The organism is Pseudomonas sp. NPDC087615 (assembly GCF_044743445.1).
Taxonomy (GTDB): Bacteria; Pseudomonadota; Gammaproteobacteria; order Pseudomonadales; family Pseudomonadaceae; genus Aquipseudomonas; species Aquipseudomonas baetica_A.
In genome coordinates, this window is the sequence record NZ_JBIUWM010000001.1 from 124,029 (window position 1) to 137,274 (window position 13,246).

Below are 13,246 nucleotides of genomic sequence, written 5' to 3' on the forward strand. Positions count from 1 at the left end.
ACGGTTTTATGCCCATCAAGGCCCAGCGTCGCGGTCAGCCATTCACTGACCTGCCGCGCAGTGATGGACCTGATCTTTCATGACTACTCTCCTTGCGTCAAAGCTTCGGATCAACGGCAGATGCCCATAAGCATAGCGCCCGAATTTAGGCCTACCTTGAACAGTCACTGACAAAGCAATGAATAAAATTTCGCTCTGTGGTGTTCAAAGTCAGACACAACCCTCTGTGGAGCCTTGCCCATGACTATCCGTTCCGTTATGTTCGCCGCCCCCTTGCTGCTGACCGCAGCCCTGTCCAGCCATTTGGCATTTGCCAATGGCGATGAAGAGGAGCCGGTCAAGAAGCCCGAATGCCCCGAAGGCCAGGTCCGGGACAGCAAAACGCAGAAGTGTGTATTGCAAACCAGCAGTCTGTTGCCCGACGCCGATCGTACCGATTACGCCTATCGTCTCGCCAAGGACGGTCGCTACAACGAAGCGCTGGCGCTGCTCGACACCCTGAAACAACCGAACACCGCCAAGGCCCTCAACTATCGCGGTTACGCCACACGCAAACTGGGCCGTACCGATGAAGGTATTGGCTATTACCTGCAATCGGTGAAACTCGATCCGCAGTACGCGCAAGTGCGCGAATACCTCGGCGAGGCCTATGTGATCAAAGGTCGCGTCGATCTGGCGCAGGAACAGTTGCAGCAGATCAAATCGATTTGCGGCACGTCTTGCGAGGAGTATCAGGACTTGGCTGAAGCCATCAACAATTCATCGAAAACCTGAGCATCAATTAGCGGAGGCGATCATCGTCAGCGATCAGGCATTCAGAACAGAACTCGGGCAGCACCTGGCGCGACTGTGGCGCTACGGTTTGTTGCTGTCGCGCAATCGGCATGTGGCCGAGGATCTCGTGCAGGCCACATGCGTGCGGGCACTTGAGCGTTCTGCGCAGTACGTGGCCGGCACGCGGATGGATCACTGGCTGCTGAGCATTCTCCATTCGATCTGGCTCAACGAAGTGCGCGCCCGACGTGTGCGTCAGGGTTCGGGCCAGGTCGATGCCGATGGGCAACTGGCGTTCGATGGCGAGTACGCAGCGCAGACCCACGTCATGGCGGCGCAGGTGATCCGCCGGGTCGATGCGTTGCCCGAAGCCCAGCGCGAAACTGTGTATCTGGCTTACGTCGAGGGCCTGTCCTATCGCGAAGTGGCGCAGATTCTACAAGTGCCGATCGGCACGGTGATGAGCCGCCTGGCGACCGCGCGCCTGAAACTCGCCGAATACCCGCCGTTGCAATCAGTGCCGAAAACCACCGAAGGAGACCGCTCGTGAACACACCTTCGGATGAGCAACTGGTGGCGTATCTGGACGATGAACTCGACCCGGATTATCGCCGCCAACTCGACCACGCCATTGCCGACAATCCGCTGCTCAACCTGCGCGTGCAGTGGCTGAGCCGCAGTAGCCTGCCGTTCAAGAATGCTTACGATGAACTTGCGCAACAGGCGCCACTGGATCGACTGCAAGCGCGGCTCGATGCCATCCCTTCGCCGCAAAAGCCAGGGCTGAGCCGACGCTGGTTCATCGGCGCGGCGGCAGCCGCACTGGTGACCGGTGGCGTGCTGACGGATCGTTTGTTTCTCGGCTGGCAGGCGCAGCAAGCACATAACTGGCGCGGTGTGGTCGGCGACTACATGGCGCTTTACGTGACGCAGACGCTAGAGCACTTGCCCACTGATGAGGCCTCACAACGCGCGCAGTTGCGCAGCATTGATGCGAGACTTGGCCTGAGCCTTTCGCCAGCCGCATTGAAACTGCCCGGCGCTGAACTCAAACGCGCACAAATGCTTGAGTACGACGGCGTACCGATTGCGCAGATCGTCTATCTGGATGGGAAACATGGGCCGCTCGCCCTGTGTGCCACGCGTTCGAACAGCGGCAGCCGTCCGTTGCAACATGAACGTCGGCATGAGATGAACGTGGTGTTTTGGACCGAGCAAGAACATGCATGGATGCTGATCGGCCGAGACGCCGCCGAAGGGCTCGAAGAAAAGGCAAGTTTGTTGAGAAGTCGTTTAGCGGTATGAGAAAAACCACTTCTATGCTGGAAAGCCATCTTCCAAGGAGTATTTAACCGATGCCGATTTCCTCTCGCACTGCATTACTGGTGATCGACGTTCAAAACGACTTCATCCCCGGCGGTCAATTGCCGGTGCCTAAAGGCGACCAGATTGTACCGCTGATCAATCGAATTGCCGGCGGTTTCAAACAGATCGTCATTGCCCAGGACTGGCACCCGAAGGGTCATGTCTCATTCGCTTCCAGCCACCCCGGCCGTCAACCCTTCGATGTCATCAAACTGCCGTACGGTGAGCAGACACTTTGGCCCGACCATTGTGTGCAAGCCACACCCGGCGCCGAGTTCCACCCGGAACTGGACCTGTCCCACGCCCAATTGATCATCCGCAAGGGCTGCAATCCGGACATCGACAGCTATTCGGCGTTTCTCGAGGCAGACCGACGCACCACCACGGGTTTGTCCGGTTATCTGATCGAGCGCGGCATCGATACGGTGTATATGGTTGGCCTGGCGCTGGATTTTTGTGTGATGTTCTCGGCACTGGATGCGCGGGCGGCGGGGTTCAATACTTTTGTGGTGCTGGATGCCTGCCGCGCGATTGATCTGGATGGATCACTGGCCTCAGCGATGGATCGCATGAAAGGCGCCGGGGTCGGGTTGATTCAATCGACCGACCTGTTATGAACGGAAGGAACTGCAGCACGCAGCTCCTACAGGCATTTGAGGATCAGGCATTGGTGGGTAGCCACAGGCGGAATCGCGCCCCACCCAACGGCGAAGACTGGACCGTCAATGTACCGCTCTGCGCTTCCAATGCGCGGCGACTGATCGCCAGCCCAAGGCCGAAACCACCCGTGGCCCGATCACGGCTGCGATCAAGTCGATAGAACGGTTCGAAAATCCGCTCACGCTCATCGTCGGGAATACCGATGCCGTCGTCATCCACCCAGATCTCACAACCGGCAGCGTTAACCTGCACACCGATCTGAATACGCTTTTCGCAATAACGCATGGCGTTGCGCAGCAGATTCTGAATGGCCCTTGCGGTCAAACGAGGATCGAGCGAAAAACGTTCCAACTGGCCGTGCAGCAACACATCGATGACGATATCCGGCGACTCCAGTTCTTCGTCGACGCTGCCCAAAATGCTGTCGATGAACTCATCCAGCGACACCTCGACCTGCTCGGGCAACTGCGCCGGGTTCTGCAGACGGCTGTAAGACAGCAACTCCAACACCAGCTCGTCCAGCTCACGAATGTGCGCAACCAATCCCTGCAAACGCTCGCGGCTCGTGGCTGGCAAATCGTCGGACAGCGCCAGGGCCAGACCGAAATCCAGGCGCGTCAACGGCGTGCGTAATTCGTGGGAGACCGCGTTGAGCAGATCGCGCTGCTGGTTGAGCAGGTTCTCGATGTCGCCGGCCATGGTGTCGAACACATTGGCCAAGCTGCCGATGTTCGAACTCGGGGCAATTTTTGTGCGCTCACTCAAATGGCCTTTACCAAAACGCTCAGCGGTACCTTTGAGGCGCTCCAGATCACGCCAGTGAGGGCGCAACCACATCAACAGGCAGGCGAGCAGCGTGGCGCCGACCAATACGTTGATGCTCCAGTACAACAGATTGACGTCCAGCGGGTCCGGCGGCACGACCATTTGCACCACAGAGGTGTCGTCAAGCGGCGTGACTGCGAGCGTACGCCAACCCCAGTCGCCGATGCGGACCACGTTCTCGCCGCGCTGCAATCGCTCTCGCTCAATGGCGGTGAAGTCGGCATCGTCGATGCGCGCCAGTACGATGTGCAGCGGCTGGAAATCTTTGTCCATGGTTGCCGCCACAACGGGCCATTGCGCCTTGGGCACCGCATGAAACTGTTTGGTGATCAGCGTTTGCAGACCACGGGAAAAATCAAGGTTATAGGTAACGAACCGCTCCCTGAAAGCCATGACCACCAGGTCTGGCACCAGATAGATCGCTGCGCTGTACGAGACAATCGTCACCAGATAGAGACGAAACAGGATGCGAAACATCAGATCAACATTCCCATTCAGAGCGACTGAACAAGTAACCCTTGCCCCACACGGTCTTTATCTTGCGGGCCTCACCGGCATGGTCATCGAACTTGCGTCGCAACTTGGAAATCGCCACGTCCACCGAGCGGTCAGTACCGTTGAACTCGATGCCACGCAGACGTTGCAGAATCTGGTCGCGGCTGAGCACTTCACCGGCGTGTCGCGCCAGCACCACCAGCAAATTGTACTCGCCACTGGACAACTCGACTGGCTGCTCGCGCCAGGTCACGGTGCGTTCCGACAGGTCGATGCACAGGTTACCCATGAGGATGCGGTCGTTGGCCGTCAACGGCTCGCCAAGGCTGCTGCGGCGCAATAACGTGCGCACCCGAGCCAACAGCACCCGTGGTTCACAGGGTTTGGTGACGTAATCGTCGGCGCCCATTTCCAGGCCCAGCACCTGATCGTGGCTGTCGTCGCGCGCGGTAAGCATCAGGATCGGTAGCGTCGCCGAGTCGGCGCGCAGCAAACGACAGACTTGCAGGCCATCGAGCCCTGGCAGCATCAGATCGAGGATCACCAGATCCGGAGGATTGACCCGCGCCCGTTCGCGCACATGGTCGCCACGGCCAATGACGCTGACGGAATAGCCGTTGCGTTCAAGGTAGCTGGAAATCAGTTCGGCGAGGGCGGTGTCGTCTTCGACCAGGAGGATGTTGGGCATGGGGGTGTTCCAAAAAGAGCTGTGGCGACGGGTCGGGCCTCATCGCGGGCAAGCTCGCTCCCACAGGGATTTGATGGAAACACAAATGTTGTGAGCACCACCGACCACTGTGGGAGCGAGCTTGCGAGCGAAAGCGGTTTATCTGTCGCAATAAATTTCAAGGCCTAAAGGATATACGCCCTCGCCCATTCCTGAGTAAAACCCTTACACAATTTCACACAGCGCCTACAAAGCTTCACCGCTACTCTCGGCAACTGCCCGTAGGATGCGGGCATCAATATTGGGGGTGGTAAATGTTCAACAAACTGCTGGCCGGTCTCGGCCTGATCGCGATGGCGCTCACGCTGAGCGCCTGTGACTCTTCTACGAACGCCGAAGAACAGTCCCCGCCAGCCACCGTGCGCATCGAGACCATCGAAGCCCGCCCCCTGTCGATCAGCAACGACCTCAGCGGCCGCATCGCCGCGCCACGCATTGCCCAAGTGCGTGCCCGAGTACCCGGCGTGGTGCTGCAACGCACCTTCCACGAAGGCAGCGACGTAAAAAAGGGCGACGTGCTGTTCCGCATCGACCCGGCACCGTTCAAGGCGGATCTGGACAGCGCCCAAGCCTCATTGCGCAAAGCTGAAGCGAATGCATTCCAGGCCAAACTGCAGGAGCAGCGCTACGCGCAGTTGATCGACGACAAAGCCATCAGCGCTCAGGACTACGACAACGCCCGCGCCAATGCCCGACAGACTGCCGCCGATGTCGCCGCCAACAAAGCCGCGGTGGAGCGCGCGAAGCTGAACCTCGGCTACGCCACCGTCACCGCGCCGATTTCCGGGCGTATCGGCCGCGCGCTGGTCACCGAGGGCGCGCTGGTCGGGCAGAACGAGACCACCCCCTTGGCGCTGATCCAGCAACTCAACCCGATCTACGCCGACCTCACCCAGTCGACCCGCGAGCTCAATGAATTGCGCCGCGCGTTCCGTTCCGGGCAATTACAGGAAGTCGGCCAGGACGAGGTCAAAGCCACGCTGATTCAGGATGACGGCAGTCTGTATCCGTTGCCGGGAAAACTCTTGTTCAGCGACATCACCGTTGATCCGGGCACCGGCCAGATCATCCTGCGCAGCGAATTCCCCAATCCAGACCTCGACCTGCTGCCTGGCAGTTTCATTCGCGTGCGTCTGGAACAGGCAACGATCCCGAACGGCATCACCGTGCCGCAACGCGCCGTGCAGCGTGACAGTGCCGGTGTGGCACAAGTGCTGACGGTCGACGAGCAAATGCGCGTGGCCGAGCAACCGGTGCAACTGGGCGCGGTGCAAAACAATCGCTGGATCGTCACCGGCGGACTTAAACCCGGTGACCGCATTGTCATCGAAGGCCTGCAACACGCCCGCCCCGGCGAGAAAGTACAGATCGACGACACCCCTCTTCCACTTGCCCAGACCTCTGGTCAGTAAGCAGGACGCTTTTATATGCCGCAGTTCTTTATCGATCGCCCGGTGTTTGCCTGGGTGGTTGCACTGTTCATCCTGTTGGCCGGCGCGCTGGCCATCCCCCAGTTGCCGGTGGCGCAGTACCCCGACGTCGCGCCACCACAAATCGAAATCTATGCCGTGTACCCCGGCGCGTCGGCGCAAACCGTCGATGAAAGCGTGGTCAGCCTGATCGAGGAAGAGCTCAACGGCGCCGACCACCTGCTTTACTTTGAATCGCAAAGCAGCCTCGGTAGCGCGACGATCAAGGCCACGTTCCAACCGGGAACCAACCCGGAACTGGCGCAGGTCGACGTGCAAAACCGCCTCAAAGTCGTCGAGTCGCGCCTGCCGCAAGCGGTGAACCAGCAAGGTTTGCAGGTGGAGAAAGTGTCCTCCGGCTTCCTGTTGCTGATCAGCCTGACGTCCAGCGACGGCAAGCTCGATGACGTGGCGCTCAGTGATTATCTGGCGCGCAACGTAATGAACGAGATCAAGCGTCTGGACGGCGTCGGCAAGGCTCAGTTGTATGGCGCTGAACGGGCCATGCGTATCTGGATCGATCCGCAGAAGCTCATCGGTTTCAACCTGACCCCGGCCGACGTCAACGCTGCCATCGTTGCGCAAAATGCCCAGGTGTCGGCAGGCAGCATCGGCGATCTGCCGAACCCTTCCAGCCAGGAAATCACCGCAACGATTCTGGTCAAAGGTCAGTTGTCGACGCCTGAAGAATTCGCCGACATCGTGCTCAAGGCCAACCCCGACGGTTCCACCGTGCGCGTCAGAGACGTGGCGCGGGTCGAGATCGGCAGTCAGGAATACCAATTCGGTACGCGTCTCAATGGCAAGCCTTCCACCGCCGTTGGCGTGCAATTGTCGCCGGGGGCGAACGCGCTGAGCACCGCGACACTGGTGCGGGCGAAGATGGATGAGCTGTCGCGCTACTTCCCGGCCGGCGTGGAATACAAGATCCCGTATGACACCTCGCCGTTCGTCAAAGTCTCGATCACCAAAGTGGTTTACACCCTCGGCGAAGCGATGCTCCTGGTGTTTGCAGTGATGTTTCTGTTCCTGCAGAACGTGCGCTACACGCTGATCCCGACGCTGGTGGTACCGGTCGCGCTGATGGGCACCTTCGCGACCATGCTGGCGCTGGGTTTCTCGATCAACGTGCTGACCATGTTCGGCATGGTGCTGGCCATCGGCATTCTGGTGGACGACGCCATTGTCGTGGTGGAGAACGTCGAGCGAATCATGGCCACCGAAGGTTTGTCGCCCAAGCAAGCCACGCGCAAGGCGATGACGCAGATTACCGGCGCCATCATCGGTATCACGCTGGTGTTGGTGGCTGTATTCATCCCGATGGCGTTCATGCAGGGTTCCGTCGGGGTGATCTATCAACAGTTCTCGCTGTCGATGGCGACGTCGATTCTGTTCTCGGCGTTCCTTGCCCTGACCCTCACGCCGGCATTGTGCGCCACGCTGCTCAAGCCGATTGCCAAGGGCGAGCATCATGAAAAGGCCGGATTCTTCGGCTGGTTCAATCGCCGCTTCGAGCATTTGACCAATCGTTATCAGGGCTGGGTCGGTTATGCGCTGAAGCGTACCGGGCGCTATCTACTGATCTACGTCGTGTTGCTGGTTGGCCTGGGTATTTGCTTCATGCGCCTGCCCTCCTCGTTTTTGCCGGTGGAAGATCAGGGCTACACGATCACCGACATTCAATTGCCGCCGGGCGCAACCAAGAACCGCACGGTGCAAGTGGCCGAACAGCTGGAAGCGCATAACGCCGGCGAACCAGGTATCAGCGACAGCGTGGTGATTCTCGGCTTCAGTTTCTCCGGTAGCGGACAGAACGCCGCGTTGGCGTTTTCCACGCTGAAGGATTGGTCGCAACGCAGCAGCGATGATTCGGCCAGCTCGATTGCCGACCGCGCCAACATCGCGCTGAGTCAAATCAAGGATGCCGTGGCGTTCTCGGTGCTGCCACCGCCGGTGGACGGCCTCGGTACGTCCAGCGGTTTCGAGTTCCGTCTGCAGGATCGCGGCGGCCTCGGCCACGCGACGTTGATGCAGGCGCGTACCGAATTGCTCGCGGCCGCCGAGAAAAGCCCAGTGCTGATGAATGTGCGCGAAAGTGCGCTGGCCGAAGCGCCACAAGTGCAGCTTGAGGTGGATCGCAAGCAGGCCAACGCTCTGGGCGTTTCGTTCGCCGACATCGGCAATGTGCTGTCCACCGCTGTAGGCTCGGCCTACGTTAACGACTTCCCCAATCAGGGACGGATGCAGCGTGTCGTCGTACAGGCTGAAGGCGACCAACGCAGTCAGGTCGATGACTTGCTGAAAATGCACGTGCGCAACAACGCCGGAAACATGGTGCCGCTGTCAGCCTTTGTGCAAGCCAAGTGGATTCAGGGCCCGGCGCAATTGACCCGATACAACGGCTACCCGGCGATTGCGATTTCCGGCGAGCCATCACCCGGTCACAGCACCGGCGAGGCTATGGCCGAGGTTGAACGTCTTGTCGCGCAAGGGCCGAAGGGTTTAGGCCAGGAATGGACCGGCCTGTCGTTGCAGGAGCGTTTATCCGGCAGTCAGGCGCCGATGCTGCTCGGCTTGTCGCTGCTGATCGTGTTCCTGTGTCTGGCGGCGCTGTATGAGAGCTGGTCGATTCCGACCTCGGTGCTTCTGGTGGTGCCACTTGGCGTGCTCGGTGCGGTATTGGCGGTGACGCTGCGCGGGATGCCCAACGACGTGTTTTTCAAGGTTGGCTTGATTACGATCATTGGCTTATCGGCGAAGAACGCGATCCTGATCATCGAGTTCGCCAAGAGCCTGTACGACGAAGGCCACGACCTGATCGACGCGACACTGCAAGCCGCGCGCCTGCGTCTGCGCCCGATCGTGATGACCTCGCTGGCGTTTATCCTCGGCGTGGTGCCACTGGCCATCGCCACCGGTGCCAGCTCGGCGAGCCAGCAAGCGATCGGCACCGGGGTGATCGGCGGGATGATCACGGCGACGCTGGCTGTGATCTTCGTCCCGGTGTTCTTCGTCGTCGTCATGAAACTCGTACAGAAATTCAGTAAGCACCACTGACCCATTGTGGGAGCGGGCTGCTCGCGAATGGGCGCTTTCAGACAGGATTTTTGGTGTCTGATGTACTGCATTCGCGAGCAAGCCCGCTCCCACAAAATCTGCGTTAACGTCAGTCAGTGGTCATGCCCAACAACGCTAGGCTAAGGTGACTAAACACCCTGGCCCATCGAGTCCTCATGCGCTTTCTCGCCCGCACCCACCCTCGACTGTCTGCCGCCGCACTGCTCGGCCTCACCACCGGTCTTCTGGCGCCGGCTGACTCGATCGTCAGCAAAATCCTCATCGGCTGGAACACTGGCGTCTGGACGTACCTGATCCTGATGCTATGGCTCGCCGCGCGAGCCAAGGCCCCAGACGTCAAACGCATCGCCGAAGTCGAAGATGAAAACGCCGGCCTGGTGTTGTTCGTGGTGTGCATCGCCGCACTCGCGAGCCTCGGCACCATCACCTTGGAACTGGCCGGCAGCAAGGATCTGGAAACCACGCGCAAGCTCATGCAATACGGGTTCACCGCACTGACCGTGATCGGTTCATGGTTGTTGATCGGGGTAATTTTCTGTGTGCATTACGCACGGCTTTATTACACCTGGGACGGCAAGGAACCCGCGCTGCGGTTTGCCGAGGGGCTGACAACGCCCAACTATTGGGACTTTCTGTATTTCTCGTTCACCATCGGTGTGGCCGTACAGACAGCCGATGTCGGCGTGGCAACGCGGGACATGCGCAAGATCGTGCTGGCGCAATCATTGATAGGATTTGTATTTAATACAGCGATTTTGGGGTTCTCGATCAATATTGCAGCGGGTCTGTTTGGCTGAGAGCAGAATCATACACTCAATGAAACTATTTATTTTACAAGACGTTAGACCGATGAACGGCTCACGATAATTCCGACACTTGCAGGTAGATAAAAATCACAATTTTCATTAGATGTAAACTGTCAAGCTTGACAGTTTACAGCTCACCTCATTGACGTGTTTGATAGCTCATCCCGAAAGTTTCCTTTAATCACGGGATATCTCGTCATGACACGGAGACCGCAATAATGAGCAGCAAAAATGTGAAACGCAGAAACGTAATTGGCTCAGGTAATTGTGTAGGAACAATAAATGGAGCAGAACCCTTTGTAGCTGGACTAGTGGAGCTTTCGGAAGAGACATTCCCGCTGCCACATGGCCAGGCCTACGTAATGTTTGCTCGTCAACGCAGCCCGACTCCGACATTCACAACGAAAGAGCTTTCGCTTTCGTTCACTAAAGGACTGCCCAACAACACCTACGACCTTGCGCCGGATTCGCATGAAGTTCGAGTGACATTCGCCGACAACAGCGACCCTGCCAAACCTGTCATTTTTACCCAATGTTCCGGACAAGCCGTTCTCGTATACGATGCTCCTGCGGGAGTGCTGTCCGGTGACTTGATTAAAGTCGTCCTGGAGAATCGCGACGATGACGTGCTCACAGAAATCGAGCTTGATATCAGATTTCAGGCAAAAGGAGATATCGTAACTTTGAACAGGCTTCACACTTTCGCTGCATAATAACTGACTCATAAAAAAGGAAGCTTTCGCTTCCTTTTTTAGTTAGTTACCACATATAACGCAAGCCAACATTGGCACCAACAGGCTGCTCAATATTTTTACCGTGACTGTATTCGAAGTCCGCATGAACGCTGAAATTTTTCGCGAGCGCTATGGCAACACCCGCTCCGACCTCCCCACGAGAACCTGAAAGATCGTTATTAAAAACGTTGTTGTTAACCTGCACTTCATTATTCTTGGCGAATTCATGGGTCCACGCTAAACGTATATAAGGCTGCACCGCGCGCCCTTGCTCCAATTTAATGTTGCGGCCGGCGGTAACGCCCACTTTACCTATAAACGAATGTGTACGATCTCCTTTTGCCTGAAGATCGTTGCTTAGTGAGTAATCCTTGCCCTCAATGACCACTGCTGACCATTGAGTGAAGGGCTCCAGAAAGTTTCCATCAGCAAAGCCGATGTGCTTACCGAATTCGACCGAACCTCCAATCCCGGCGTTGTCATAATCGCCCTTGGCCCGAGTTCCGTCGCTCAGCCCTACCTTGGCGTTATTACGGAAACGATTAGCCTTCACCACCCCGTCAAAGTAATAACCGCTCTGGGCATCCAGCCAGGTGACATAGCTGCCAAGATAGTAACTGTCTACGCTACCCGATGTGCCGGCATCGAGGTTTAAGTCGGATTGACTCTGACCCGCCATGACGCCAATCAACCATTGCCCATCACCCATAGGTAGTGGCGCGTCCGCCCCCAAAGTGAAGCCTTGCTGACGCTGTTGATAGCCGACACCCGAGGCATCGGTGACATTGTATTTATTGGTATAGGTGCGTGCCCATGCGCCAGCCTGACCACCATTGAATCGCAATTCGCCCATACGGGTGCGCAGAGAGGTCAGCTCACCCAGCCAAACCGTCGACGCCGTATTAAACAGTGCCAAAACAGAGCGCGCGCCCGGACTGACCGTTCGCGTGCTGGGATCAAGTATCCAATCGTTACCACTTTTCGCCAGAGCGTAGGAATAAGTACCCAGATCGACGTCGCGGCTCATGAAAAACTGCGCATCGCCTCCTGCCGTTTGTACAACACGAATAGGTTGACCGCTGGCAGGATCGGCCCCACTGCTGGCGATCAACAGTTCATGGGTTCCATTGGCGGCTCCGGTAACATTGAGCAGATCCGTTTGACCCGTAGCAAAGTCGGTACCCATCACGAAGCGGCCATTGCCGGACAGTGAGTTTACGTTCAGTTGGTAGAAGGAATCACTGGCACCAAAGACCACCGAGCCCCCGTTATTCAGGGAGAGCTGATCAATATTGCTGTGGCCTGTCAGCACCCATTTGGAACTGTCATTGATCGTGGCACTTGCCACGTTTTCCAGTTGACCGGTCAGAGTCGAATTATTCTGCAAGGTCAGTTTCGTGGTGCTGCCCTGCTCGGTCACAATATTGCCTGTCAACGTACTGTCGTTAACTACCAGCGACGCAGTTGCCCCCCCTTTGACATCCAGCAAGGTGCCATTGCCTGCGAGCAAGCGGGAGTTGGTTAATGTAATGAAAGCTGTAGAGTCCGAGGCGTTGGCAAAATCAACAAGGATAGCCGCGCCGGTTTTACTTTGCACTGTAGTGTTCTGAAGGTTAAGCATCGCAGGCTGTACTTCATTCGGGTCAAGGTCAATGATGACACCTTCCTGCTCACCAACAATCGTACTGTTTCGAGCATTCGCCTGACCGCTCCTCAAACGAAGTCCGTAACTGTTGGCCCCGGTTCCGAGAACGTCGGAATCGATGAGATTCAGGACGCTATAGGCACTGACCAACGCCCCTCCTGTCACACCAATTATCTTGGTTCCACCTGTGACCGTGACGAGAGAACCGATCTGAGTATTAGCATCGCGTACTACCTGTAACCCCACTCGATTTCCGGTAATAGTGCTGTTGTCAACCGAGGCGTTGCTATTGCTCAATATGACCGCCGCCAGGCCACCGATACCTGTAACGGTTGCACCGTTCAGATTGACCCTGGAGCCGTTGCGCGCTGTTATCTGCTGCGTTGTGCTGCCCGCGTTGACATTCAATGTGGAATTTTCAGACGTGATGGCCAGGGTTGGGGCGCCGTTGACTGTCAGTGTCGCGTTTTGAGCAAGATCCCATCTTTCCGCCGGGCCACCGTTTACAGTTTCCTCACGTCCCACGACTGGCGCTGCGCCAACGAAGGAGCTGAAAAGTGTCAACAACGACGGGCTTAAAAGAAAACAGCACCGCGAACGGCTAAAACCCGTTTGTGACTTACCCCGCATAGTAAATACCTGTTTTGAATTGGAATAACGGCCGAAAC

11 protein-coding genes are annotated in these 13,246 nt (G+C 57.5%); 8 read left to right on the plus strand and 3 right to left on the minus strand.

All coding sequences use genetic code 11. The features are described from left to right. Positions 1 to 240 precede the first annotated feature (240 nt). Genes ACIOU6_RS00510 through pncA form a run of 4 tightly spaced genes read left to right on the plus strand, consistent with a single transcriptional unit; the run spans position 241 to position 2,756 of the window. A complete protein-coding gene (locus ACIOU6_RS00510) occupies positions 241 to 774 on the plus strand; it encodes a tetratricopeptide repeat protein (RefSeq protein ID WP_401132913.1) in 534 nt (177 codons plus the stop codon). Positions 775 to 793: 19 nt separating this feature from the next. Then, a complete protein-coding gene (locus tag ACIOU6_RS00515) occupies positions 794 to 1,324 on the plus strand; it encodes an RNA polymerase sigma factor (RefSeq protein ID WP_401133173.1) in 531 nt (176 codons plus the stop codon). Next, a complete protein-coding gene (locus tag ACIOU6_RS00520; RefSeq protein ID WP_401132915.1) occupies positions 1,321 to 2,079 on the plus strand; it encodes an anti-sigma factor family protein in 759 nt (252 codons plus the stop codon). Before ACIOU6_RS00515 ends, ACIOU6_RS00520 begins: the two co-directional genes overlap by 4 nt. A gap of 50 nt (positions 2,080 to 2,129) precedes the next feature. Beyond that, entirely contained in the window at positions 2,130 to 2,756 is a 627-nt protein-coding gene (pncA, locus tag ACIOU6_RS00525) for a bifunctional nicotinamidase/pyrazinamidase (RefSeq protein ID WP_401132918.1), read from the plus strand. Positions 2,757 to 2,799: 43 nt separating this feature from the next. Here pncA and ACIOU6_RS00530 read toward each other — a convergent pair whose 3' ends face one another. Together ACIOU6_RS00530 and ACIOU6_RS00535 are read right to left on the minus strand one after the other, a co-directional pair. Continuing rightward, entirely contained in the window at positions 2,800 to 4,101 is a 1,302-nt protein-coding gene (locus ACIOU6_RS00530) for an ATP-binding protein (RefSeq protein WP_401132921.1), read from the minus strand. Positions 4,102 to 4,105: 4 nt separating this feature from the next. Continuing rightward, positions 4,106 to 4,807, minus strand: a complete 702-nt coding sequence (locus tag ACIOU6_RS00535; protein ID WP_122607702.1) for a response regulator transcription factor — start codon at positions 4,805 to 4,807, stop codon at positions 4,106 to 4,108. 293 nt (positions 4,808 to 5,100) lie between these two features. Here ACIOU6_RS00535 and ACIOU6_RS00540 point away from each other — a divergent pair, with 293 nt between their 5' ends. The 4 genes from ACIOU6_RS00540 (at position 5,101) to ACIOU6_RS00555 (ending at position 10,912) form a co-directional block, all read left to right on the plus strand. After that, the gene (locus ACIOU6_RS00540) at positions 5,101 to 6,258 is read left to right on the plus strand and encodes an efflux RND transporter periplasmic adaptor subunit (protein WP_401132923.1); all 1,158 of its coding nucleotides are present in this window, start codon (positions 5,101 to 5,103) and stop codon (positions 6,256 to 6,258) included. Between the two features lie 15 nt (positions 6,259 to 6,273). Then, complete coding sequence (locus ACIOU6_RS00545) at positions 6,274 to 9,372, plus strand: multidrug efflux RND transporter permease subunit (RefSeq protein ID WP_401132926.1); 3,099 nt, start codon at positions 6,274 to 6,276, stop codon at positions 9,370 to 9,372. Positions 9,373 to 9,548: 176 nt separating this feature from the next. Beyond that, entirely contained in the window at positions 9,549 to 10,190 is a 642-nt protein-coding gene (locus ACIOU6_RS00550) for a DUF1345 domain-containing protein (RefSeq protein WP_401132928.1), read from the plus strand. Between the two features lie 227 nt (positions 10,191 to 10,417). After that, complete coding sequence (locus tag ACIOU6_RS00555; RefSeq protein ID WP_401132930.1) at positions 10,418 to 10,912, plus strand: hypothetical protein; 495 nt, start codon at positions 10,418 to 10,420, stop codon at positions 10,910 to 10,912. Positions 10,913 to 10,958: 46 nt separating this feature from the next. Here the strand turns inward: ACIOU6_RS00555 and ACIOU6_RS00560 are convergent, their stop codons facing one another. After that, positions 10,959 to 13,103 carry an autotransporter outer membrane beta-barrel domain-containing protein gene (locus tag ACIOU6_RS00560; RefSeq protein WP_401132932.1) on the minus strand — a complete coding sequence of 715 codons (2,145 nt, stop codon included), beginning with the start codon at positions 13,101 to 13,103 and terminating at the stop codon, positions 10,959 to 10,961. Positions 13,104 to 13,246 lie beyond the last annotated feature (143 nt).